The following is a 23931-nucleotide window of genomic DNA, read 5'->3' on the forward strand; positions in this document are numbered from 1 at the left end:
CGGTCAGGCCGTGGGCGCGAGGGGGGTGAGGTCCTTGGGGGCGAGGGTGAGCGGCCGGCACCCGTCATCGGTGACGACCACCGTGTCCTCGATCCGCACGCCACCGTGGTCGGGCAGGTAGACCCCGGGCTCGACGGTGACGACGTGGCCGGTGGCGAGCCTAGCGGTCGAGGTCCGGCTGACCCGGGGCTCCTCGTGGATCACCAGACCCACCCCGTGCCCGGTGCCGTGGCCGAAGGCCTCGCCCCAGCCCGCGGCCTCGATGAGGTCGCGGCAGGTGGCATCGACGGCCCGGGCCTCGACGCCGGCCCGCACCGCGGCCACGCCGGCGGCCTGGGCGTCGCGCACCACCTGGACCATCCGCTCCTGGGTGGGGCTGATGCCCCCAGGGGCGAAGGTGCGGGTCATGTCCGAGTGGTAGCCGTCGACCAGGGCCCCGAAGTCGATGACCACCAGGTCGCCGTCGGTGATGGTGCGGGGGCCGGGGTGGTGGTGGGGCCGGGCGCCGTTGGGGCCCGAGGCCACGATGGTCTCGAAGCTGACCCCGTCGGCCCCCAGCCGGCGCATCTCGACGTCCAGGGCCAGCCCGACCTCGGCCTCGGTGGGCCGGTCGACCAGGCGGGGGGCGATGGCGGCCAGGGCGGCGTCGGCGATGGCGGCGGCCCGGGCCAGGCGGTCGACCTCCCCGGCGTCCTTCACCAGGCGGACCGCCTCGACCACGTCCGTGGTCGGCACCAGGTCGCCGGCCCAGGGGTCCTGGGCGTAGCGGCGCTGGGCGGCCCAGGTCACCGAGGCCGCCTCCAGGCCCAGGCGGGCGCCGGGCGGGACGGCGCCGGCCAGGATCGCGTCCTGGTCGGCCTGGGTGCCGGCCACCTCGACGGCGACATCCACGCCGGACGCCGCCACCTCGTCGGGGGCCTGCACCGCGTAGCGCCCGTCGGTCACCAGCAGCAGCCGATCGGCGGTGACCAGGAGGCGGGCCGCCGAGCCGGTGAACCCGGTCAGGTACCGGACGTTGGTCAGGTCGGTGACCAGCAGGGCGTCGATGCCGGGCCCGTCGTCGCCACCGGCCTCGCCGAAGCGGGCCCGGACCCGGTCGGCCCGGCCGGCCACGTCCATGGGGGCCAACGGCGCGGCCGGCAACGCCCTCACGAGGCCGCCCCCAGCAGGTGGGCCACGGCGTCGAGGGCCAGGCGGTAGCCGTCGGCCCCGAAGCCGGCCACGGTGCCGGCCGCCACCGGGGCCACCACCGAGGTCTGGCGCCACGGCTCCCGTCCCCCCGGGTGCGAGAGGTGGAGCTCGACCACCGGGCCCTCGAAGGCGGCCAGGGCGTCGTGCAGCGACCAGCCGTAGTGGGTGAGGGCGCCGGCGTTGACGACGATGGCCGCGGCCCGGCCCCGGGCGCCGTGGACGGCCTCCACCAGGTCGCCCTCGTGGTTGGACTGGAGGTGCTCCAGGGCCAGGCCGTGGCGCTCGGCCTCGGCAGTGGCGGTGGCCACGTGGTCGGCCAGCGTGGCCGTGCCGTAGATCTCGGGCTGGCGTCCCCCCAGCAGGTCGAGGTTGGGCCCTGACAGCAGGAGGACGATGGGGACGGGCAGCACGAGGGGATCGGTCATCGGAGGGCCTCCAGGGCGTCGCGGAGCAGGGCCCGGTCGGTGACGGGCACGGGTTCGACGCCCCGGTTCCCGTCGAGGACGAAGGTGATGCCCCGGACCGCCTTCTTGTCCCGGGCGAACAGGTCGATCAGCCGGTCGGGGTCGAGGCCCTCGGGCGGGGCCAGGGGCAGGTCGTAGCCGGCCACCACCCGCCGGTGCTGGGCCACCCGCTCGTCGTCGATGCGGCCCAGGCGCCGGGCCACCTCGGCCGCGTAGACCAGGCCGACGGCCACCGCCTCGCCGTGGCGCAGGCCGTAGCCGCCCTCGGTCTCCAGGGCGTGGGCCAGGGTGTGGCCGTAGTTGAGGACGGCCCGCCGGCCCCCCTCGCGCTCGTCGGAGGCCACCACCTCCGCCTTGCAGCGGACGCAGGCGGCCACCGCCTCGTCAAGGGCCAGGTCGGGCAGGTCGTCGACGCCCAGGAAGGCGTACTTGGCCATCTCCCCCAGGCCCGAGCGGTACTCCCGGGGGGGCAGGGTGCCCAGGGTCTCGATGTCGCACAGCACGGCCGAGGGCTGCCAGTAGGCGCCGACCAGGTTCTTGCCCTCGGGCAGGTTCACGCCGGTCTTGCCGCCGATGGCCGCGTCGACCTGGCCCAGCAGGGTGGTGGGCACGTGGACCACCGGCACCCCCCGGTGGTAGACGGCGGCCACGAAGCCGGCCACGTCGGTGACCACGCCCCCGCCCACGGCCACCACCACGTCGCCCCGGGTCAGGCCCCAGCGGGCCAGGTCGCGGCACAGGTCCTCGACCGTGCCCAGGTGCTTGGCGTCCTCGCCGTCGCCGATGGTGAAGGTGGCGCTCTCCACCCCCGGGTCGACGTCCCAGCCGATGCCGGCCTGGGTCACCACCGCGGCCCGCTGCGCCCCGACGGGCAGCACCTCCAGCAGGCGGTGGCGGGCCCCGGGGCCGACCAGCACCGGGTAGCTGCGCTCCCCCAGGGGCACCTCCAGCTCGATCACCGGCCCGGCTCCCCGGCCCGGCCCGCGGCGCGGTCCACCTCGGCCGCCCCGGTTGCCTCGGCCGCCTCGACCAGTTCCGCGATGCGGGCGGCCAGCTCCCGCTTGGGCCGCTCGTGCTCGGAGTGGAAGGGCTCGACGTCGACCACCAGGTCGGCCACCTCCTCGTAGAGGGCGGACCGCTCGTCCAGCAGGCGGACCAGCACGGCCTCGGGATCGTCGTCGAGCAGGGGGCGGTGGGGCTTGCGCTCCAGCCGCGACCGCAGGAACGGGGCCCCGGCCCGCAGGTACACCACCCGGGCGCCGCCGCGCAGCGCCTCGCGGTTCCGGGGCCGGGTGACCACCCCCCCGCCGGCGGCGATGACGGCCGGGCCCGGGGCGGCCAGCAGGTCGGCCAGGAGGGCGGCCTCGGCGGCCCGGAAGCCGTCCTCGCCCTCCTCGGCGAACCACTCCCGCACGGTGCGGCCCGAGCGGCGGACCAGCTCGTCGTCGGCGTCGACGAAGGGGCGGCCCAGCCGGGAGGCCAGGCGGCGCCCGACGGTGCTCTTGCCCGCGCCCATCATCCCCACCAGGACCACGGGGGGGACCCGGCGGCGGGCCGGGCCGGGGGCGGCGGGCGACGCCGAGGCCGCCACGTCAGCCAAGGGGCCCGTCCCGGAGGGCGGCCAGGTAGCCGTCGTGGTTGCGCCGGGTCTCCTCCACGGTGTCGCCCCCGAACTTGCGGGCCACCTCGTCCGCCAGGACCAGGGCGGTCATGGTCTCGGCCACCACGCCCATGGCCGGCACCGCGGTGACGTCGGTGCGCTCCTTGAACGACACCGTCTCCTCCTTGGTCAGGACGTCGACGGTGCCCAGCACCGGGCGGTTCAGCGAGGCCAGGGGCTTCATGGCCACCCGGGCGATGACCGGCTCACCCGAGGACATGCCACCCTCGACGCCGCCGGCGCGGGCGCTGGTGCGCCGGTAGGCGTGGTCCTCGGCGTCCCAGATGATGGGGTCGTGGGCCGCGCTGCCCCGGCGGGAGGCCACGTCCCAGCCGTCGCCGATCTCCACGCCCTTCACGGCCTGGATGCTCATGAGGGCGGCGGCCAGGCGGGAGTCCAGCTTGCGGTCCCAGTGGACGTGGCTGCCCAGGCCGACGGGCACGCCGTGGGCCACCACCTCGACCACGCCGCCCAGGGAGTCGCCGTCGCGGGCCGCGGCCTTGATCTCCTCCACCATGGCCGCCGAGGCCTCGGGATCCAGGCAGCGGACCTCGTCGGCGTCGATGCGCTCCAGGTCGGCCAGGGTGGGGGCGGGGCCGGGGGGGGCGGCGACGGCCCCGATGCGCACCACGTGGGACAGCACGTCGATGCCCAGCGTGCCCAGCCACAGCTTGGCCAGGGTGCCGGCCACCACCCGGGCCGCGGTCTCCCGGGCCGAGGCCCGCTCCAGGACGTCGCGGGAGTCGACGAAGCCGTACTTCTGCATGCCGGCCAGATCGGCGTGGCCGGGGCGGGGCTGGGTCAGGGGCATCTGGGTGGGCCCGTCCTCGGCGGCCACCGACATCTCCCGCTGCCACTTGTCGGGGTTGCGCTCCCACTCGGTGTTGGCGATCTCCACCGCCACCGGGGAGCCCAGCGTCCGGCCGTGGCGCACGCCGCTCACCAGGGTCACGTCGTCGACCTCGAAGCGCATGCGGGGGCCCCGCCCGTAGCCCAGGCGGCGCCGGCCCAGCTCGGCCTGGAGGGCGGCCACGTCCACGGCCAGGCCGGCGGGCAGGCCCTCGACCACGACGACGAGGGCGCGGCCGTGGGACTCACCGGCGGTCAGGAAGCGCAGCACGGGGGCGAATCTAGAGGGTGGCCCGCCCGGCCCCCGAGCCCATCGGGGCGCTGCCGGCCGGTCACCCCCAGCCCAGGGCGGCCAGGAACGGCGTGGGCGTGAAGGCCCCGTCGTAGAGGTCGACGATGCGGCGGCTGCCCAGCACGGTGGCCACGCACCCGACCGCCAGCCACGGGCCGAACGGGAACTCGGCGCTGCGGCCGCCCCGGGCCACGTACAGCACCCCCCCGGCCACCACCCCGAGCAGGCAGGCGCCGATGAGGGCGAACATGACCAGCACCGGGTGGATCCACCCCAGGTACAGCCCCATCAGCAGGGCCAGCTTCACGTCCCCCAGCCCCATGCCCCGGGGGAACAGCATCCCGGGCACGAACAGGACCAGGAAGTAGCCGACGGCGCCGGCCGCGGCGTAGGCCACCCGGCCGGCGTCACCCTCGACCAACGACACCCCGGCCACCAGCACCACCGAGGCGCCGAGCACCGGGAAGGTGATCCGGTCCAGCAGCCGGTACAGCTCCAGGTCGATCACGGCCTGGGCCAGGAGGGCCGAGAACAGCAGGAGGAACGGCACCAGCGCCCAGGTCAGGCCGAAGCGGAGCCCGGCGGCCACCCACAGCCCGGCGCCGGCCAGCTCGACCAGCGGGTAGGCCAGGGCCACGGGCTCGCCGCAGGCCCGGCACCGGGCCCGCAGGCGGACGAAGGACAGCAGGGGCACGGCGTCGAGGCCGCCGATGGCCGCCTCGCAGTCGGGGCACCGCCACGGCGGGGCCAGCGACCCGCCGTCGGGCAGGCGGACGATGACCACGTTCAGGAACCAGCCCACGACCAGCCCGGCCAGCCCCAGCGCCACCAGCGCCCCGGGCGCGACGTCGGCCATGGGCCGGGACCCTACCGGCGGCCGTCCCACCCCCCGGTGGATCCCGCCAGGGGGCGCGGTCAGGGGGGCGAGGTGGCCATGACCTCGGCCTCGACCGCGTCGAGCACCGCTTCGGCCAGCAGGTCGGCGCCGGCCCGGTCCAGGTGGATGCCGTCGCCCTGGCGCAGCGAGACGCCGTCCGCGGTGGCCTGGTAGCCCTCGCCGTCGGGGCTGAGGATGGCCCGGCTGTCCAGGAACCGGACCCAGGGCCGGTCCTCGGCCTCCTGGGCGTAGATGCGGTCGAGGGTGGCCATCCGCTGGTCGAAGCCCGTGTCCCGCATGCGGGGCTGGCCCACCCACAGCACCAGCCGGCCGTCGCCCCGGAGCTGGTCCATCACCACCCCGACCCGGCGCCGGTACTCGGCCTGCCACTCCGGGCTGGAGGGCTGGTACGGCGCGCCGTCGATGTCCATGCCCTGGGAGTCGTTGGCCCCGAACATGACCACCACGGCCTCGGGCCGGGTGGGCAGCACCTCGTCGCGGAAGTAGGCCGGCCAGTCGAAGAAGTCGGGCCGGGTCAGGCCCGAGCTGACCTGGGGGTGGGTGGCCAGCTCCACCTCGGGCCGGGCGGCCACGGCCTCCTCCACCGACTGGGCCAGCTCGATGGTCATGGAGTCGCCCCCCAGCCACATCCGCAGGGGCGCCGCCGTCGTCGGCGCCCGCCTCGTGATGGCCGGTCCCTCGGCCGGCTCCGTCGGGGCCACCGCCACCTCGTCGAAGGTGGCCGAGCCGGAGCGGGGCCCGTCCGAGCAGTCGTGCACCTCCTTGTCGGCCGCGTCGCGGATCTCGGCCCGGACGTCCTTGAGGTGGGTGATGCGGCCCACCGCGCAGAACGGCGCCACCGCGGTAGCGGCCACGTCGCGCTTCCACCCCACCGGCTGGCGGGTGGCCAGCTCGAAGAGGCCATCGGCGTTGAGCACGGCGGCCAGCAGCAGGGCCACGGACCCGATCACCAGCACCCGCCCGGCGGGGATGGGCCGGGAGCCGGCCAGGTCGTGGTAGCGCAGCGAGCGGGGCTCGGACCGGTCCCGGGCCGCGTCCGGCGGGTCGACCTCCAGGTGGGGCTCGTCCCCGGGCCGGTGGCCGGTCACGACACCCGGACCTCCCACGGCGAGTCGGTGACCTCCGCCGTCAGCAACCACCCGCCCGGCACCCGGGTGGCCTCGGGCTCGGCGGTGCCGTCCGCCTCGACCCGGGGGGCCTCCTGGCCCGGCACCCACAGCACCAGCGGACCCCAGTCGCCCAGGTCGTCGGCCAGGGCGCCGGCCACCCGCAGCGTGCCCGCCCGGGGATCGGACACCAGCTCGGTCAGGCGCCCCGGGGCGGCCCGCGGGTAGGCCCGGCCCGCCACCCGCAGGAGCTCCCGGTTGGGGCCGGCGTCGATGTCGTCGGGGCAGGCCACGTCGTTGAGCTGGACCTGGGTGGCGGTGGGGCGGGTGCCGGGGACGCCGATGGCGTGGGGGTCGCCGCACCGCTGGCGCCACTGCCACTGGGCCCCGCCGGCCAGCGCCCCGTCCTGGGCCGCTGCGAATCGGTGCAGCACGTCCAGCTTCTCCTCGGTGGTCTCGAACACGCCGTGCTCCCCGATCCACAGCGCCCAGCCCCGCTCGGTGGCCGTGCCCACGGCCACGTCCATGGTCTGCTCCACGGTCAGGAGGGCGGGCCCGATCGACTCGGCGTAGTTGTGGGGGGCGAAGGCGATCTGGTCGTCGGTGGTGAAGCCAGGAGCGGGCACCGTCCCCGGGACGGGGAACAGCACGATGGGCTCCAGGAACACGATGTGGGGGAAGCCCCCGGCCTCCGCCTCGCCGGCCCGGATCGCCGTGACCAGGGCGCTCGTCAGCTCGGTGTAGCGCTGCTCGGCGACCGCGGCGTCGAAGACCATGGTGGGCTCGTTGAACAGGTCGAACCCGGCCACCGCGGGCTCGGTGGCGAAGGCCGCCGCCAACCGCCGCCAGGTGGCCACGAAGGCGTCGCGGATGCCGTCGCGGTTCTCGTAGAAGGCGGTGAAGGCGGCCCGCACCGCGGGGGCGCCCTCGCGGCTGCCGATGGGCCGGCAGGTGTCGGCCCCGTCGGTCAGGGTGGCCCACTGCGGGGCCCCGTCCCAGCCGATGGCCGGCTCGGTACCCGGCCCGCAGGCCACGTCGGGGGGCGAGGCGATGAAGCGGCCCCAGGCGTCCTGGTGCATGTCGATGACGGTGTGGATGCGCCGGGCCGCGGCGGCCGCCACCGCGTCGCGGATGCGCTGGAGGTAGGCCTGGTCGAGCTGGCCCCGCACCGGCTCCAGGGCCGACCACGACACCAGCAGGCGGACCACCGAGAACCCGTGGGCCGCCATCTGGTCCCAGTCGGCGTCGGTGGCCGGCAGCACCGGGGGCAGCGTGGGGTCGGCCTGGTGGTAGTCGCCCAGCACGTTCAGGTTGGCCCCCCGCAGCAGCACCTCCCGGCCCTGCCCGTCGGCGATGTGGGCCCGGCCGCCGGCCCGGGCCACGTGCAGGCGCTCCAACGCGGGCAGGGCCTCGGCCACCGGGCCGGGTCCCTCGGTGGTGCTCGGGCCCTCGTCGCGGCCCGGCTCCCGCTCGGCGGCGTCCCCGTCGCCCCCCGAGCAGGACGTGACGGCCAGCGCGGCCCCCAGGATCAGGGCCAGGGCCCGCTGTCGCGTCCGGTGTCGCCCCACGGTCGCCAACCTAGAACTGGAAGTAGATGAACGGCGGGACGCCCTCGGGACCGAGGGCGTCGACGAACAGGAGGCCCACGGCCAGGGCCACGGCCTGGACGGCGGGGGCCGAGCGGGAGAACACGGCCTGGGCCCGGTCCACCCACCCGGTGGGCACGAACTGGGAGCCGATGGACACGGCGATCACCAGCAGCACCATGGGGGTGACGGCCTCGCCCAGGCCGGGGGCGGCCACCAGGCGCCACAGGATGGTGCCGGCCACCCCCAGCGACTCGGCCCGGAAGAAGATCCAGGCCAGGCACACCACGTGGAAGGTGGCCAGCCACCGGAGCACCGGCGACCACGGCCCCGGCACCTTCCCGGCCGCGGCCCAGCCGTCGAGGACGCGGCGCTCCACGGCCAGGGCCAGGCCGTGGATGGCCCCCCAGATCAGGAACGTCCACGCCGCGCCGTGCCAGAACCCGCCGATGAGCATGGTCAGGAACAGGGTGGCGAAGGCCCACTGCCGGCTCCCCTGGTTCCCGCCCAGGGGGATGTAGAGGTAGTCCCGCAACCAGAACGACAGCGTCATGTGCCAGCGCCGCCAGAAGCTCTGCATCGACGTGGCCGTGTAGGGGGCGTCGAAGTTCTGGGGGAAGCGCAGCCCCAGCAGCAGGGCGCAGCCGATGGCGATGTCGGTGTAGCCGCTGAAGTCGGCGTAGATCTGGATGGCGTAGGCGTAGACGGCGACCAGGATCTCCAGCGACCGGTGGGCCTCGGGCACGGCGAAGACGTCGTCCACGATGGCCGCGGACAGGAAGCTGGAGATCACCACCTTCTTGAACAGGCCGGCCATGATCAGCCGGAAGGCCAGGGCGGCGTTGACCCGGCGGGGATCGGCGTGCTCGGTCAGCTGGGGCAGCAGCTCCCGGGCCCGGACGATGGGGCCGGCCACCAGGTGGGGGAAGAACGACAGGTAGACGGCGAAGTCGAGCAGGGGCGAGGGCTCGGCGTGGCCCCGGTAGATGTCGATGACGTAGCTGAGGGCCTGGAAGGTGAAGAACGAGATGGCCACCGGCAGGACGATCCCCAGCGGCACCCACCCGGTGTCGATGCCCACCAGCTCCAGCGCCCCGCCCACCGACTCGACGAAGAAGTCGGTGTACTTGTAGTAGCCGAGGGCGGCCAGGTTGGCCACCACCGCCCCGGCCAGCAGGGCGCGACGGCGGCCGGGGTGGGCCTGGCGGGCGATGGCCACGCCGAAGGCCTGGTTGACCAGGATCGAGGCAGCCAGCAGCAGGCAGTAGACGGGTTCGAAGGCGGCGTAGAAGACGAAGCTGGCGCCGAGCAGGAACAGCCGCCAGGCCAGCGGGTGGGGCCGCAGCAGCCAGTTGAGGACGAAGACCACCGAGAAGAAGACGGCGAACTCGAAGGTGGGGAACAGCACGCCGTGCTCCACGGACGGGACGGCGACCGCCGCCGGTTGGGCGCGCACCCCACCGGCGCCGGCCGCGAGGGGGACCTGGCCCGCTCAGTCTGCACGCACCACGGGCGTGGATCGGGGACCGCCCCCGACGGCGGCCCGCCACCGCCCCCGGGGGCGCATCGGCACGGTCGGGCGGCGCCAGGCGTTAGCGTCCGCCCGTCCCACCGCCCACCCGAGGAGAGCCCGTGGCGATCAGAGACAAGATCCGTGACAAGGCCCAGCCCCAGCTGCAGCCCGGCGAGCAGGTCCAGGCCGTGTTCCCGGGCCAGACCCAGAGCCAGTGGCTCATCCTGGCCGGCTACATCTTCTTCTTCATCCTCAACAGCTACCGCTGCGTGGTGGTCACCGACCGCCGCATCGTGGTCTTCGACTCGGGCAAGTTCGCCCAGGCCAACCCGAGCAAGATCCTCTACGAGGCGCCCCGCACCACCCGCCTGGGCCCACCCGGCGGCCTGTGGCACAAGGTCAGCTTCCCGAGCGAGGACCTCCGGGTCCACAAGCGCTTCCACAAGGACATCGAGCAGGCCGACGCCCAAGCCGGCGCCGCCGCCGCCTGACCCCCCCCGCTCCGAGACCCGGTCGAGGCCCCGCCACCGGCGGGGCCTCGACCTGTCAGCCCTCGGACGCGGTGGGCAGGCTGTAGTCGGCGAAGCGGGCGCGGAGGTCCTTCTTGGAGAACTTGCCGACAGAGGTCTTGGGGATCTCGTCCACGAAGACCACGTCGTCGGGCAGCCACCACTTGGCCACCCGGCCGTCCAGGAACTCCAGCACCTCGCCCTTGGTCAGCTCCTCGCCCTCGGCCACCACCACGCAGGCCAGGGGGCGCTCCTGCCACTTGGGGTGGCGCACGCCGATCACCGCCGCCTCGGCCACCCGGGGGTGGCCCATGATCTCGTTCTCCAGCTCCACGGTGGAGATCCACTCCCCGCCCGACTTCACCACGTCCTTGGTCCGGTCCACGATGCGCATGTAGCCGTGGTCGTCCACGGTGGCCACGTCGCCGGTCTTCAGCCACCCGTCGGGGGTGAAGCTCTCGGGTGACCGGTCGTCGTGGTAGTACTCCCGGGCGATCCACGGGCCCCGGGCCTGGATCTCGCCCTGGGCCTGCCCGTCGGCGGCCACCGGCTCCAGGGTGTCGGGGTCGACGATGCGGAGGTCGACGCCGCACAACGGCACTCCGATGGTGGCCCGCAGGTCGGCCAGCTCGTCCTCGGTGCGCCCCTCGGCCAGGGTGGCCTTGATGTGGCCGGCCGAGGCCACCGGGCTGGTCTCGGTCATGCCCCAGGCCTGGTAGATGGGCAGGCCGACCTGCTCCCGGTAGGCCTCGGACAGGGCCCGGGGCACGGCCGAGCCGCCGCAGGGGATGGCCCGCAGGGCCGAGAGGTCGCGGCCCTTCAGCTCGGGCAGCACCCCCATCCAGATGGTGGGCACGCCGGCGGCCACCGTGACCCGCTCGCTCTCGATCAGCTCCGCCAGGGGCTCGGCCGCCATGTTGGGCCCGGGCATGACCAGGTTGGCCCCCACCGCCACCGCGGCGTGGGCCAGGCCCCAGGCGTTGGCGTGGAACATGGGCACCACCGGCAGGATGGTGTCGGCCTCCGAGGCCCCCAGGGCGTCGACGGCCATGGTGCCCAGGGTGTGCAGGTAGGTGGAGCGGTGGCTGTAGACCACGCCCTTCGGGTTGCCCGTGGTGCCGGACGTGTAGCACATGCTGGCGGCCTGGTTCTCGTCCTCCACGTGCCACTCGGCGGGGTCGGCCCCGGCCAGCAGGTCCTCGTAGCGGTGGACCTCCTTGCCGGCCGGGGCGTCGGGCACCTCGCCGGCGCCGTCGTCCATGACCACCACGTGGCGCACCGTCTCGAACGTGTCCAGCAGGGGCCACAGCAGGGCGGCCAGGGTCCGGTCCACGAAGACGACCTCGTCCTCGGCGTGGTTGGCGATGTAGGTCAGCTGCTCGGGGAACAGGCGGATGTTGAGGGTGTGGAGGACCCGGCCGCTGCACGGGGCGGCGAAGTACAGCTCCAGGTGATCGGCGGTGTTCCAGCCGAAGGTGGCCACCCGCCCCTCGGCGCCGATGCCCAGGGCGGCCAGGGCCCCGCCGGCCCGGCGGGTGCGCGCCGCCCACTCGCCGTAGGTCCGGGTCTGCTTGCCGGTGGCCGTGGCCGTGACCACCCGCTTGTCGCGGAACAGGCGCTCGGCCCGGTCGAAGAAGTGCACCAGGGTCAGCGGGTGGTCCTGCATCAAGCCCTGCATCGGGGTCCTCCGGGCGGCGGCGGGCGGGGCCCAGACCGTACCGGGACGTAGCCTCCGGTGCCGTGGGTCGCCTGGTCGCCGTGGTCGCCGAGGGGAGCCCCGGCTTCGTCACCGCCCTGCGGCGGGTGTGGGAGGACGGCGACGCCGTGCTGCCCCTCGATCCCCGGCTGCCCGGCCCGGCCCGGGACCGGCTGCTGGCCGCCCTCCGCCCGGCGGCGCTCCTCGACCCCGACCCCGGCGGCCGGGACGGCGAGGAGGTGGCGCTCGACGCCGGCGCCCCCCCGGTCGAGGCCGGCGATGCCCTGGTGGTGCCGACCAGCGGGACGACCGGGCAGCCCAAGGGCGTGGTGCTGACCCACGACGCGGTGGTGGCCCACGCTCGGGCCGTGCACGCCCGCCTGGAGGTCACCGGCGCCGATCGGTGGCTGGCCTGCCTGCCCCTGGCCCACGTGGGGGGCCTGGGGGTGGTCACCCGGGCCCTGGTCGACGGCGTGGGGCTGGACCTGCTGCCCCGGTTCGAGGAGGCCGCGGTGGCCGCGGCCCGGGACCGGGGCGCCACCCTCACCTCCCTGGTGCCCACCGCCCTGGACCGGGTGGGGGCCGAGGGCTGGCGCTGGGTGGTGCTGGGGGGCGCGGCCGACACCGCGGCCGCCCGGCCGGCCAACGTGGTGCGGACCTGGGGCCTGACCGAGACCGGGGGCGGCATCGCCTACGACGGCGCCCCCCTGGCCGGGGTGGAGGTGGCCGCGGTGGGCGGGGAGCTGTGGGTCCGCTCCCCCACCCTGCTCCGGGGCTACCGCCGGCCCGACGGCACGGTGGAGGACCCCCGCCGGGACCGGCCCGGCGGCGGGCCCGGGTGGCTGCCCACCGGGGACGCCGGCGAGGTCCGGGACGACGGCACCGTGGTGGTGTGGGGCCGGCAGGGCGACATGATCGTGACCGGCGGCGAGAACGTGTGGCCCGAGGCCGTGGAGGCCGTCCTGCGCCGCGTCCCCGGGGTGGCCGAGGTGGCCGTGGCCGGGCGGCCCGACCCGGGGTGGGGCCAGCGGGTCGAGGCCTGGGTGGTCCCGTCGGATCCGGCGTCGGCCCCGACCCTGGACGCGCTCCGCGCCGCCGTGGCCGCCGAGCTGGCCCCCTGGGCGGCCCCCCGGGCCCTCCACCTGGTGGCCGCCCTACCCCGCACCGCCCTGGGCAAGGTCCGCCGCTCGGAGCTCTCGGGCTGACCCCCGCCCTCCACCTCTGGACGGTGTCCCCCCCCCGGTGGTGGACGTTCGCCGACGTCGGGGCGGTCAGCGGCCCTGGGCGATGTACTCGTGCAGGGTGCGGGTCTCGACCTCGAGGTCCCGGATGCGGTCCTTGACCACGTCGCCGATGCTGACGATGCCCCGCAGGGTGCCGTCGACCACCACCGGCACGTGGCGCATGCGTCGCTCGGTCATGGACTGCGACAGCTCGTCGACGGTGGTGCCCATCTCGCAGGTGACGACCTCGCGGCTCATGATCGTCGCCACCTCCCGGCCCAGCAGGGTGTCGCCGTGGCCGGCCAGGGCGCAGACCACGTCCCGCTCGGACACGATGCCGGCCACGTGGGCGCCGTCGTCGCTCACCACCAGCGCTCCGATGCGGTGCCGGGCCAACGTGTCCACCACCTCCCGCACGGTGGCGGTGGGGGGGACGGTGACCACGGCGTCGCCCTTGCTCCTCAGCAGGCCTTCCACGTTCACGGCGGCTCCTCCCGGTCGACGTCAACATGGTGGCACAGGCGGAGGGCTCGGGTGTGGCGCCGGTCACCTCGCACGGGGCCCGGGGCCCGCTCCTACCCTGGCCCCATGAACCGCCTCGGGGACCAGCCCAGCCCGTACCTGCGTCAGCACGCCGACAACCCGGTCGACTGGTACCCGTGGGGCGAGGAGGCCTTCGCCGCCGCCCGCCAGCGCGACGTGCCCGTCCTGCTGTCGGTGGGCTACTCGGCCTGCCACTGGTGCCACGTGATGGCGCACGAGTCCTTCGAGGACGACGACGTGGCCGCCGTGATCAACGACCTGTTCGTGAACGTGAAGGTGGACCGGGAGGAGCGCCCCGACGTCGACGCCGTGTACATGGAGGCCACCCAGGCCATGACCGGCTCCGGGGGCTGGCCCATGACCGTGTTCATGACCCCGGAGGGCGAGCCGTTCTTCTGCGGCACCTACTTCCCCCGCCAGCGGCAGCGGGGCATGCCCGGCTTCCTCGACGTGTGCCGCGCCATCGACGACGCCTGGCGGAACCGCCGGGACGACCTGGCCGAGCAGGCCACCCGCCTCAGCGACCACCTGCGCCAGACCGTGGGCGCCGCCCCCGGCTCCCGGGCCGTGCCCGGGGCCGAGGCCGTCGACACCGCGGTGGCCGGCCTGCTGGAGGCCCACGACGACGAGGCCGGCGGCTTCGGCCGGGCCCCCAAGTTCCCCCAGCCGACCACCGTCGACCTGCTGCTGCGCCACGCCGCCCGCCCCGACGCCCCGCAGCGGGCCGAGGCCCTCCGGGCCGCCACCACCACCCTCGACGCCATGGCCGCCGGCGGCCTCTACGACCACGTCGGCGGGGGCTTCGCCCGCTACTCGGTCGACGACCGCTGGCTGGTCCCCCACTTCGAGAAGATGCTCTACGACCAGGCCCTGCTGGTCCGGGCCTACCTGCACGCCTGGCAGCTCACCGGCGCCGCCCGCCACCGCCAGGTGCTGGACGAGACCGTGACCTACGTGCTGCGCGACCTGCGCCACCCGGGCGGCGGCTTCTTCTCGGCCGAGGACGCCGACAGCGAGGGCGAGGAGGGCCGGTTCTCGACCTGGACCCCGGCGGAGATCCGGGCCGCCCTGGGCCCGGACGAGGCCGCCGCGGCCATGGAGTGGTACGGCGTGACCGAGGAGGGCAACTTCGAGGGCCGCAACATCCTCAACCGCCTCCACGCCCCGGGGCGCATCGAGCGGCCGCCGCTCATCGAGGACTGCCGGCTCCGGCTCTTCGACGCCCGCAACGAGCGGGTCCGCCCCGGCCTCGACGACAAGGTCCTCACCGAGTGGAACGGCCTCATGCTGGCCTCGCTGGCCGAGGCGGCGGCCGCCACCGGGAACCGGGCCTGGCTGGAGGCCGCGGTGGAGACCGGTGAGATGCTCTGCCTCCGGCTCCGCACCCCCGAGGGCCGCTGGCTGCGCACCTGGCAGGGCGACCCCACCGACCCCGACGACCCGGGCCGGGCCCACCAGCCCGCCTTCGCCGCCGACCACGCCGCCCTGGTCGACGGGTTCACCCGCCTGGCCGAGGCCACCGGCGAGGCCCGCTGGATCGCGGTGGCCCGGGCCACCGCCGAGGCCCTCCGGGCCCTGTTCCGGGACGAGGCCGGCTCCGGCTTCTTCACCACCGGCTCCGACGGCGAGGCCCTGGTGGCCCGGCCCAAGGACCTCCAGGACGGTGCCACCCCCAGCGCCAACAGCAACGCGGCCTGGGCCCTGCTCCGGCTGGCCGCCCTCACCGGCGACGAGCGCGACCAGGAGGCCGCCGAGGAGGTGCTGGCCCTGCTGGGCCCGTTCGTGGAGCGGGCCCCGACCGCCTTCGCCCACCTGGCCGCGGCCCTCGACCTCCACACCCGGGGGGCCACCGAGGTGGTGGTGCCGGGCCCGGCCACCGAGCTGGTGGCCGAGGTCCACCGCCGCTGGCTGCCCACGGGCGTGGTGGCCTGGGGCGAGACCTACGACTCCCCGCTGTGGGAGGGCCGGCAGCCGGGGCGGGCCTACGTGTGCCGCCGGTTCGCCTGCCAGGCGCCGGTGGAGGACCCCACGGCCCTGGCCGCCCAGCTCGACGCGGTGACGGCCTGACCCGTCCCCGGGCGCGACCCGGCCCGGCCACCGGGGGGGAGGGTGGCCGGGCCGGGTCAGCGGCACCGCCCCTCGGGGGAGGGTGGGGCGGCGGCGCGATCTGGGGCTAGCGCAGGCCGAGCTTGGACGAGCAGGAGGGCCAGGCGCCCCAGCCCTGCCCGGCCCGGACCCGCTCGGCCACGGCGATCTGGGCCTCGCGGCTGCTCTGGTGGGGCATCCCCGAGCCGCCGTAGGCCCGCCAGGTGGACGGGCTGAACTGGAGGCCGCCGTAGTAGCCGTTGCCGGTGGCCGCGCCCCAGTTGCCGCCCGACTCGCAGCGGGCCAGGGCGTCCCAGGAGCCGCCGCCGGAACGGGGGGCCGGGGCCTCCTCGGCCCGGGCCCGCTCGGCCTGGGCCGCGGCTTCGGCCTGCTGGCGGGCCGACTCGGCCCGGGCCTGCTCCAGGGTGGCGAAGTACACGAAGACGCGGGCGTCGGCCTCGCGCCGCTCGTTGTCGGCCAGGGCGGCCGCCAACCGTTCCCGCGCCTCCTGGCCGTCGGCCGCGTGGGCCAGGGTGGGATCGACGGCCGGGTACTCGGTCGGCACCTGGACGGCGGCGATCACCTCGGCGGTCAGGGGGGACGGCTCGGAACCGGCCAGGCCGTCGGCTGCCGCGGGGCCGAAGGCGGTCACCACCGCGGTGGTGACGACGGCGGCACCGAGGGCGGCGGCCCGGATCCGGTGGGATCGGCGGGCAGCCCTCGGTGCGCAGGGACTCGGAGGGCGCTCGGGCGAGCGCCCCTTCTCGGGTCGGGCCATGGAGGGGACTCCTGGGGTCGGGATCACGGTCGCCCGTCCCCCTGGGTCCTACGTGAAGAGGATCACGAGAGGGCGAGCAGAGGACGAGTCTGCTCACTCCGTCGGCATTTCGTAACATCACCGCAACGTGACATCGGCCACGGACCTAGGAAATGCCTGGTCAGCGCGTCCCTGCCCGTCACCCACTCGCAATATTTTCGACCCCGAGAGGGCCTGTCCGGCCCCCGCGACCCCCCTCAGGCGCGGCCCCAGCGGCCCCGCCGCGCCACCTCGGCCAGGGGGGGCCGGGGGCGCCGGGCGCTGCGCCCCGGGCGCTCCTCGTGACCGGCCGCGGCCGGGTGTCCCAGGGCCACGGTGCCCACCGCCCGCCACCCTGGCGGCACGCCGTGGGCGGCCAGCACCGCCGCCTCGTGGGCGAACAGCCCGAACAGGCACCCCCCCAGGCCGGCGTCGACCAGGCCCAGCAGCAGGGTCTGGGCCGCGGCGCCCCCGTCCACCCACCAGTAGGGCACGGGCCACGCCTCGATCCCGGCCCCCAGGCCGGTGGCCGCCTTGTCGGGCTCGGCGTAGCGGGCCGGGTAGGCGCCGGGGTCGACCAGCACCACCACCAGCACCGGGGCCTCCAGCAGGCCGGGCCAGGCGAAGCGGTCCCGCCGGTCGGCCGGCAGGGTCAGGTCCCAGTACCGGGCCACCGCCCCCGGGGTGTCGAGGACCAGGAACCGGACCGGTTGGGTGTTGCCGGCCGAGGGGGCCCGGCGGGCCCCGTCCAGGACCCCGTCGACCAGGGCCGGATCGACGGGTCGGGGCCCGAAGGCCCGCACCATGCGCCGCCGGCGGACGGCGTCGGAGAGCTCCACGTCGGGGCGCCGCCGGGCAGCCGGCGGCAGGCGCCTAGAGCAGCTTGACCAGGTCGTCGGCCAGGGCCCACCCGAAGGCGACGAGGGAGTCGCCCCGCTCCTCGTCGATGTCGTCGAAGAGGGCCACCACGTCGGCCGGGATGGTCTCGGGCTTGACGCTGTCGTGGTCGAGGACCAGGGCCGGCACCTCGCTGCCGGTGGCCTTGAAGGCCCGCTCGTCGTAGGCCCCGGTGGGGACGCCGAAGCGCTTGGCCAGCCGCCGGCCCCAGGCCCGCTCCTCGCCGGTGGCCACGTAGTCGGGGCGGGGGACGATGTCGTGCAGGGCCTTGAAGGCGTCGAAGCCCGAGGCCGTGGCCATCCGGGTGCCGACCAGGACGTCCTCGTCGGGGAAGGCCAGGACGGCCCGCCGGAGCTGGTCGGTGATCATCTGGCGCAGCACGGTGTCGCGCTTGGAGGTGCGCTTGACCGAGGCCAAGCCCACCAGCACGCTGGGCGTGCCGCCGATGCGTTCGAGCGTGCAGAACGAGAAGCCCTTGATGCGGCCCCCGTCCCGGGCCAGGGTGACGAGCACCCACTCCTCGGCCTGCTTCGACAGCAACCCGGCCTCGTAGGCCCGGGGGCCACCGGCGCACAGGTCGGCCATCTCGGCCAGCTCGGCGTCGGAGAGAGCGGTGCAGTCCTTGGTCTCGACCTCGATGGCCATGTCGCTGTTCGACCCCCAGGGGCGCGTGCAGTGGGCCTCTCAAGTCCAGTCGCCCGGGCCGCCCAGCGCAAACCGAGGCCGGCGGGGCCTCAGCCGGTGAAGCGGGCCGGGGCCCGGACGGCGTCGGCCGGGGGCGCCGGCGGCGGGCCGGGCGGGGGCGCCGCGACCTCCGCCGTGCACCCCCCGGCGATGCCGGTGGGGCTGACGCAGACGGCCTGGTCGGCGAGGCCCCCGGTGGGCACCGTGACCTCCAGCCGGCCGGTGACCTCGTCCCAGCTCGACCGCCAGGTGCCGTCGGCCGCGCTGGTCTCGACCACGAACCCGCCGGGGTACAGCGACGGGGGGACGACGATCTCGGTGGGGCCGGTGGCGCCGGCCCGGACCCGGTAGGTGACGTGCAGGGAGCGGGCCGCCCCGTCCCATCGCGACGCCGTGGGGGCGCCGGCGATGGCCCGGGGCCAGGCCTGGACGATGCGGGCCCAGGCCGGGTCCAGCTGGCCGCTGTCGTCCAGGACGCAGTAGCCGGCCCCGGCGCACCAGCTGAACACGGTCCACCCCGAGCCGATGCGCTCCATCACGGCCAGGCTGCGGTCGATGAACGTCCCCGCGCCCCCGATGGCCGGGTCGGGCAGGCCCCACTCCCCCACCAGGGTGGGCACGCCGTAGGTGTCGGGGTAGTGGCCGATGACCCCCTCCCAGGTGGCGTGGAAGCCCGACGCCGGGTCGAAGGGCTCGCCCGACTCCAGGCCCAGGTCGTAGAAGTGCGGGAAGTAGGCCAGCTTGGGGTCGTCGATGCGGCCCAGGGCGGTGCGCACGCCCAGGGTGGCCAGGTTGGGCGGGTGGACGAACACCCAGCTCTCGGTGTCCACGGTGCGGATGGCGTCGGCCAGGCGCTGGTACATGGCAGTGAGCTGGGTGGGCTCGACCCGGGCGGCGGCCGAGATCAGGTCCTCGCCGGGGCGGATCTTGCCGAAGGGCTCGTTCAGCAGGTCGTAGCCCAGCAGGGCCGGGTGGCCCACCACCCGCTCGACCACGTGGAGGAGCGACTCGATCTGCTCCTGGCGGAGGTCCGCGTCCTCGTAGAGGTGTTCCCAGGCCGCCTGCACCGCCGGTTGCAGGGTGGCGATGAACCACGGGTCGCCCGGGTTGGCGGTGAAGGGCTGGCCGTCGTCGCGGGTGGCCCACTCGGGCACCCCGTTGCCGCCGAAGGCGGGGCCGAAGACGTCCTGGTGGTTGTCGAGCACGACGGAGATGCCCCGCTCGCCGGCCACGTCCAGGGCGGCCACCACCTGGTCCAGGTAGGCCTCGTCCCACCCGTCGTCGGTGGGCTCCAGCTTGTGCCATTGCCACGACAGGCGCAGCAGGTCGAAGCCGCTGTCGGCCGCGGTGTCCATCAGCGCGGGGGTCACCTCGGCCACCAGGGCCGTCATCTCCTTGCCGCTGTTGAACCCCCGGAACTGGAGGGCCCGGCCCTGGGCGTCGGCCATGTAGACCCGCCCGTCGGTCCCGGTCACCGTCCCGTCCGGCACCGTGGCCAGCGGCGGGTCCACCACTGCCCCGGCCGGCGAGGCCCCGGGCCCGGCCGGCACCACCGTCGCCAGCACGGCCACCGCCACCGCCGCCAGCGCGGCCCGCCCCCTCGCCCTCCTCCGCACCGTCACAGCCGGGACCCTAGGCCACGGTCACAGGGTCTGGACGTGGACGTTCGGAAAGGCGGCGGACAGGCGGAGCAGGTCGGACTCGTCCCCGGTGAGGACCACGCCCCCGCCCTCCGAAGCCGTCGCCACCACGTGTGCGTCGACCATGTCCTCGGACCCGGCGCCGGCCGCAGCCAGGACGCCTCCCACCAGCCGGGCCAGGCCCCGGTCGGTATCCCGCACCACCAGGCCCGTCTCTCGAGACAGGCAGGCATCGACCACGGCGTCGTGGCCCCGGCCGCGGTACAGCTCGGCCAGCACCACCGCGGGCACCACCACGTCGCGCCGGAGTCGGTGCGCGGCCCGGAGGGCGCCTCGCACCTCCTCGGCCCGGGGGCCGTCACCCCGGGCCAGGCTGGACAGGGCCTCGGCGTCGAGCACGACCTTCATGGATGGCGACGTGGTCACGAGAGCAGCCCCTCGTAGCGCTGGATGACCTCCTCGGGGACGGGCCCGTGCTCCTCATCGAGACGGTCGAGCCACTCGCCCAGCAGCCGCTGGCGCCGGCGGCGGTTCAGCTCCACCTTGATGGCCTCGTTGACCTGGGCCGACACCGGCTCGTCGTCGAGCTCCATCTCGTCCACCAGGTCGGCGTCGAGCGACACCGAGATCTTGCGCTTGGCCAGGGTCACACCGAAAGCGTACTCAGGTGGCATCACCCTGACCAGGGTCACACCTTGGGCGGGTGAGTCAGGCGGGGGCCAGGGCTCGGGCGCTGACCAGGCAGTCGGCGCCGAAGATGGCCCGGAGCTCGGAGAGCAGGTTGGAGCCCTGCTCCACCGACCAGCCGTCGGGCAGGCGCACCACCTGCTCCCCCACGTGCAGGTAGACGATCGACTCGCCCGGGAAGCGGACCAACACGTCCTTGAGGTCCTTCACCCGCTGGTCGGAGAGCTGGTGGGGCGGCACCCGGAGGCGCAGCGGCGGCGTCTCGGACAGGTCCTCGCACGGTGTGACGTCCATGGCGATCAGCTTGGGCTGGTCGTCCCGGGTGTCGAGCCGGGCGGTCAGGGTGACGACCAGGTCGTCGGCCAGGACGTGGCCGATGGTCTCGAAGGTCCGGGGGAAGACGGTGACCTCCAGGGCCGCCTCCAGGTCCTCCAGCACGAAGACGGCCATGCGGGCGTTGGCCCGGGTGAACTTGTGCTGGAGGTTGGTGATGACGCCGCCCACCTTGACCGAGCGCTCCTTGTCGCGCCCCTTGCCGTTCCCGTTGGCCGGGGCCGGCGTGGGTGCCGTCGCGGTGCCGGCGTCGGTGGCCTCGGCCTGCTCGATGAGCTCCCGGAGCGAGCAGTCGGTGCGGCGACGCAAGGCGTCCTCCAGGCCCATGATCGGGTGGTCGGAGACGTAGAGGCCCAGCATCTCCTTCTCGTGCTTGAGCTTCTCGGTCTTCTCGAACTCGACCTCGATGCCGGGGATCTCGGGCCGGTCGTCGAAGGAGGTGCTCCCGCTGGGCCCGTCGTCGAAGAGGGACATGACGCCCTGGTCCTCCTGGCGCCGCCGGGCCAGGGTCATGTCGATGATGACCTCGAAGACCTGGAGCAGGCCCTTGCGGGGGTGGCCCAGGGAGTCGAAGCCCCCGGCCTTGATGAGCGACTCCATGGTCCGCTTGTTCAGGAACAGCAGGGGCACCCGGTCGCAGAAGTCGTAGAAGTCGGTGAAGGGACCGTTGGCCTCCCGCTCGGCCACCATCTGGTCGACCAGGCCGGAGCCCAGGTTGCGCACGGCGGAGAGGCCGAACGGGATGACCTCGGTGCCGTCCTCCAACCGGGTGGGCACGAAGTCCGAGTGCGACCGGTTGACATCCGCCACCAGCACCTTGATGCCGGAGATGCGGCACTCGTTGAGGTAGACCGCCGCCTTCTCCAGCTTGGTCTTGACGCTGGTCAGCAGGGCGGCCAGGTACTCGATGCGGTAGTTGGCCTTCAGGTAGGCGGTCTGGTACGCCACGAACCCGTAGCCGAACGAGTGCGACTTGTTGAAGGCGTAGTCGGCGAAGTTCTCGATGGTGTCGAAGAGCTGGGTGCCCAACTTGTGGCCGTAGCCGGTGGCCTCGCAGCCCTCGACGAACTTGGACCGCTCCTTGGCCATGATGTCGCGGTTCTTCTTGCCGCAGGCCTTGCGGAGGTTGTCGGCGTCGGCCAGCGAGTAGCCGGCGAACTGCTGGGACACCCGCATGACCGACTCCTGGTAGATCATCAGGCCGTAGGTCTCGGTCAGGATCTCCTCGGCGTCGGGGTGGAAGTACTCGACCGGCTTGCGCCCGTTCTTCCGCTCGGCGTAGTCGATGTGCATGTCGACGCCCATCGGGCCCGGCCGGTAGAGGGCCACCAGGGCGGCCACGTCCTCGAACGTGGTCGGGGCCAGCAGCCGGAGGAGCTGGCGCAGCCCGCCGCCCTCCATCTGGAACACGCCGATGGAGTCGCCCCGCCGCAGCATGGCGAAGGTGGCCTCGTCGTCCAGGGGCGGGGCGTCGATGTCGACCTCGTCGCCCCGGAACTCCTTGATGAGGGCCAGCGCGTCGGTGATGACGTCCAGGTTGCGCAGGCCCAGGAAGTCCATCTTGAGCAGGCCCAGCTCCTCGACGCCGCCCATCTCGTACTGGGTGACGACGGGGGCGTCCTCGATGGTCCCGCCGGCCAGCGGCTTGCGCTGGATGGGCAGGTACTCGGTGAGGGGCTGGTCGGTGATGACCACGGCGGCGGCGTGGATGCCGTCCTGGCGGCGCAGGCCCTCCAGGCTCTTGGCCACGTCCACCACCCGCTTCACGTCGGGGTCCGCCGCGTACATGTTCCGCAGGTCGGTGGCCCGCTGGTAGCCGTCGAGGAACTTCGGGTGCTGCTCCAGGCAGGCGTAGAGGGGCGTGTCGCGCCCCATGACCAGAGGGGGCATGGCCTTGGCCACCTTGTCGCCCACCAGGTAGGGCAGGCCCAGCACCCGGGCCGCGTCGCGCACCGCGGCCCGGGCCTTGATGGTGGAGAAGGTCACGATCTGGGCCACGTGGTCGCGGCCGTAGCGCTCGGCGGCGTAGCGGATCATCTCGTCCCGGTAGCGGGAGTCGAAGTCCATGTCGATGTCGGGCATCGACACGCGGCTGGGGTTGAGGAAGCGCTCGAAGATGAGGTCGTAGCGGATCGGGTCGAGGTCGGTGATCCGCAGGCTGTAGGCGACGGCACACCCGGCCGCCGATCCACGGCCCGGCCCGACGCGGATGCCCCGCGAGCGGGCGTAGCTGATGAGGTCCCAGACGATCAGGAAGTACGAGCTGAACCCCATCTGGGCGATGACGTCGAGCTCGTACTGGATCCGGGCCTTCACCTGTTCGGACGGGTCGTCACCCCAGCGCTCGCGCACGCCGGCCCACGTCACGTGCTCGAGGTAGGCGGTGTCGTCGGCGAAGCCCTCCGGCAGCGGGAAGTTGGGCAGCAGGGCGTCGCCGAACTCGATCGTCACGTCGGCGCGTTCGGCGATCCACAACGTGTTGTCGCACGCCTCGGGGTGGTCGCGGAAGAGGTACCGCATCTCGTCCGAGGTCTTCAGGTAGTGCTCGTGGCCCTCGAACTTGAACCGCTTCGGGTCCGACAGCATGGCGCCGGTCTGGACGCACAGCAGTGCGTCGTGGGCCTCGTGGTCCTCGCGGTGGGTGTAGTGCGAGTCGTTCGTGGCGAGCAGCGGCGCCCGCAGGCGCTTGGCCAGCTCGATCAGCTTCGGGTTGGTCTCGCGCTGGGCCGGCAGGCCGTGGTCCTGGAGCTCGACGAACAGGTTGTCGCGGCCGAAGATCTCCTGCAGCCGGCCGGCCTTCTCCAGCGCGGCGCGCTCGTCGCCCTGCAGCAGCGACTGCAGCACGTGGCCGCCGAGGCAGCCGGTGGTGGCGATGAGGCCGTCACTGTGCTGCGCGAGGAGCTCCCAGTCGAGGCGCGGCTTGTAGTAGTAGCCCTCGAGGAACGCCTTGCTGGAGAGGTGGATCAGGTTGCGGTAGCCGCGGTCGCTCTCCGCCAGCAGGGTCAGGTGGTAGTAGAGCTTCTTGCCGCCCTCGGTGTCACCGCCCGAGTCGTCGACCCGGCCCCGGCGCGTCGGGCGCTCGCTGCGGTGGTCGTGGGCCATGTAGGCCTCGGTGCCGATGACGGGCTTGACGCCCTGCTTGCGGCACTCCTTGTAGAACTCCAGCGTCCCGTACATGTTGCCGTGATCGGTGATCCCGATCGCCGGCTGCCCGTCCGCCACCGCCTTGGCCACCAGCTCGTCGAGCCGGGCCGCACCGTCCAACATCGAGAACTCGGT

Annotated in this window: 21 protein-coding genes; 3 read left to right on the forward strand and 18 right to left on the reverse strand. The window is 74.5% G+C overall.

The features are described from left to right. Positions 1-3: 3 nt before the first annotated feature. The 9 genes from VEW93_09820 to VEW93_09860 form a co-directional block, all read right to left on the reverse strand. Positions 4-1152 (reverse strand): aminopeptidase P family protein, encoded by a 1149-nt coding sequence (locus VEW93_09820; protein HYI62087.1) that lies wholly within the window; start codon positions 1150-1152, stop codon positions 4-6. Further along, positions 1149-1616 (reverse strand): type II 3-dehydroquinate dehydratase, encoded by a 468-nt coding sequence (locus VEW93_09825; protein ID HYI62088.1) that lies wholly within the window; start codon positions 1614-1616, stop codon positions 1149-1151. The genes VEW93_09820 and VEW93_09825 overlap by 4 nt, the downstream gene beginning before the upstream one ends. Continuing rightward, positions 1613-2614 (reverse strand): 3-dehydroquinate synthase family protein, encoded by a 1002-nt coding sequence (locus VEW93_09830; protein ID HYI62089.1) that lies wholly within the window; start codon positions 2612-2614, stop codon positions 1613-1615. Before VEW93_09830 ends, VEW93_09825 begins: the two co-directional genes overlap by 4 nt. Further along, positions 2611-3246, reverse strand: a complete 636-nt coding sequence (locus VEW93_09835; GenBank protein HYI62090.1) for a shikimate kinase — start codon at positions 3244-3246, stop codon at positions 2611-2613. The genes VEW93_09830 and VEW93_09835 overlap by 4 nt, the downstream gene beginning before the upstream one ends. Position 3247: 1 nt before the next feature. Continuing rightward, positions 3248-4435, reverse strand: a complete 1188-nt coding sequence (aroC, locus tag VEW93_09840) for a chorismate synthase (GenBank protein ID HYI62091.1) — start codon at positions 4433-4435, stop codon at positions 3248-3250. Positions 4436-4496: 61 nt separating this feature from the next. After that, a complete protein-coding gene (locus VEW93_09845) occupies positions 4497-5312 on the reverse strand; it encodes a prepilin peptidase (protein ID HYI62092.1) in 816 nt (271 codons plus the stop codon). Between the two features lie 59 nt (positions 5313-5371). Then, a complete protein-coding gene (locus tag VEW93_09850; protein ID HYI62093.1) occupies positions 5372-6442 on the reverse strand; it encodes a DUF459 domain-containing protein in 1071 nt (356 codons plus the stop codon). After that, positions 6439-8028: a cellulase family glycosylhydrolase gene (locus tag VEW93_09855; protein HYI62094.1), complete on the reverse strand. Its 1590-nt coding sequence runs from the start codon at positions 8026-8028 to the stop codon at positions 6439-6441. Before VEW93_09855 ends, VEW93_09850 begins: the two co-directional genes overlap by 4 nt. A gap of 10 nt (positions 8029-8038) precedes the next feature. Beyond that, positions 8039-9466: an MBOAT family protein gene (locus VEW93_09860; protein ID HYI62095.1), complete on the reverse strand. Its 1428-nt coding sequence runs from the start codon at positions 9464-9466 to the stop codon at positions 8039-8041. A 212-nt stretch (positions 9467-9678) separates the two neighbouring features. On the opposite strand from VEW93_09860, the gene VEW93_09865 reads away from it, so the two are divergent. Next, positions 9679-10050, forward strand: a complete 372-nt coding sequence (locus tag VEW93_09865) for a hypothetical protein (protein ID HYI62096.1) — start codon at positions 9679-9681, stop codon at positions 10048-10050. A 55-nt stretch (positions 10051-10105) separates the two neighbouring features. Here VEW93_09865 and VEW93_09870 read toward each other — a convergent pair whose 3' ends face one another. Next, the gene (locus VEW93_09870) at positions 10106-11734 is read right to left on the reverse strand and encodes a long-chain fatty acid--CoA ligase (GenBank protein HYI62097.1); all 1629 of its coding nucleotides are present in this window, start codon (positions 11732-11734) and stop codon (positions 10106-10108) included. A gap of 74 nt (positions 11735-11808) precedes the next feature. Here VEW93_09870 and VEW93_09875 point away from each other — a divergent pair, with 74 nt between their 5' ends. Next, positions 11809-12969, forward strand: coding sequence for a fatty acid--CoA ligase family protein (locus VEW93_09875; GenBank protein HYI62098.1), 1161 nt, complete (start codon positions 11809-11811; stop codon positions 12967-12969). Between the two features lie 66 nt (positions 12970-13035). Here the strand turns inward: VEW93_09875 and VEW93_09880 are convergent, their stop codons facing one another. After that, positions 13036-13470, reverse strand: coding sequence for a CBS domain-containing protein (locus VEW93_09880; protein HYI62099.1), 435 nt, complete (start codon positions 13468-13470; stop codon positions 13036-13038). A gap of 105 nt (positions 13471-13575) precedes the next feature. Here VEW93_09880 and VEW93_09885 point away from each other — a divergent pair, with 105 nt between their 5' ends. After that, positions 13576-15597: a thioredoxin domain-containing protein gene (locus VEW93_09885; GenBank protein HYI62100.1), complete on the forward strand. Its 2022-nt coding sequence runs from the start codon at positions 13576-13578 to the stop codon at positions 15595-15597. Positions 15598-15703: 106 nt separating this feature from the next. On the opposite strand, the gene VEW93_09890 is transcribed toward VEW93_09885, so the two are convergent. From VEW93_09890 to dnaE, 7 genes are all read right to left on the reverse strand, one after another. Then, on the reverse strand, positions 15704-16393 hold the full coding sequence (locus VEW93_09890; GenBank protein HYI62101.1) for a transglycosylase family protein: 690 nt from the start codon (positions 16391-16393) through the stop codon (positions 15704-15706). Between the two features lie 236 nt (positions 16394-16629). Beyond that, complete coding sequence (locus VEW93_09895; protein ID HYI62102.1) at positions 16630-17250, reverse strand: nitroreductase family protein; 621 nt, start codon at positions 17248-17250, stop codon at positions 16630-16632. 34 nt (positions 17251-17284) lie between these two features. After that, positions 17285-17953, reverse strand: coding sequence for a hypothetical protein (locus VEW93_09900; protein HYI62103.1), 669 nt, complete (start codon positions 17951-17953; stop codon positions 17285-17287). A gap of 89 nt (positions 17954-18042) precedes the next feature. Next, positions 18043-19614, reverse strand: coding sequence for a cellulase family glycosylhydrolase (locus tag VEW93_09905; GenBank protein HYI62104.1), 1572 nt, complete (start codon positions 19612-19614; stop codon positions 18043-18045). 21 nt (positions 19615-19635) lie between these two features. Then, on the reverse strand, positions 19636-20058 hold the full coding sequence (locus VEW93_09910; protein ID HYI62105.1) for a PIN domain-containing protein: 423 nt from the start codon (positions 20056-20058) through the stop codon (positions 19636-19638). Then, positions 20055-20282, reverse strand: a complete 228-nt coding sequence (locus VEW93_09915) for a type II toxin-antitoxin system CcdA family antitoxin (protein HYI62106.1) — start codon at positions 20280-20282, stop codon at positions 20055-20057. Before VEW93_09915 ends, VEW93_09910 begins: the two co-directional genes overlap by 4 nt. Before the next feature lie 58 nt (positions 20283-20340). Continuing rightward, positions 20341-23931, reverse strand: a 3591-nt coding sequence (gene dnaE, locus VEW93_09920) for a DNA polymerase III subunit alpha (GenBank protein HYI62107.1), incomplete at its 5' end; no start/stop codon positions are given.

This window comes from Acidimicrobiales bacterium (genome assembly GCA_035630295.1).
Lineage (GTDB): Bacteria > Actinomycetota > Acidimicrobiia > Acidimicrobiales > Iamiaceae > Iamia.

What these genes read in the sequence shown, in the direction of transcription:
- VEW93_09825 (HYI62088.1), bottom strand. Translation starts at nt 1,616, where the DNA reads ATGACCGATCCCCTCGTGCTGCCCGTCCCCATCGTCCTCCTGCTGTCA.
- VEW93_09845 (HYI62092.1), bottom strand. Translation starts at nt 5,312, where the DNA reads ATGGCCGACGTCGCGCCCGGGGCGCTGGTGGCGCTGGGGCTGGCCGGG.
- VEW93_09870 (HYI62097.1), bottom strand. Translation starts at nt 11,734, where the DNA reads ATGCAGGACCACCCGCTGACCCTGGTGCACTTCTTCGACCGGGCCGAG.
- VEW93_09885 (HYI62100.1), top strand. Translation starts at nt 13,576, where the DNA reads ATGAACCGCCTCGGGGACCAGCCCAGCCCGTACCTGCGTCAGCACGCC.
- VEW93_09890 (HYI62101.1), bottom strand. Translation starts at nt 16,393, where the DNA reads ATGGCCCGACCCGAGAAGGGGCGCTCGCCCGAGCGCCCTCCGAGTCCC.
- VEW93_09900 (HYI62103.1), bottom strand. Translation starts at nt 17,953, where the DNA reads ATGGCCATCGAGGTCGAGACCAAGGACTGCACCGCTCTCTCCGACGCC.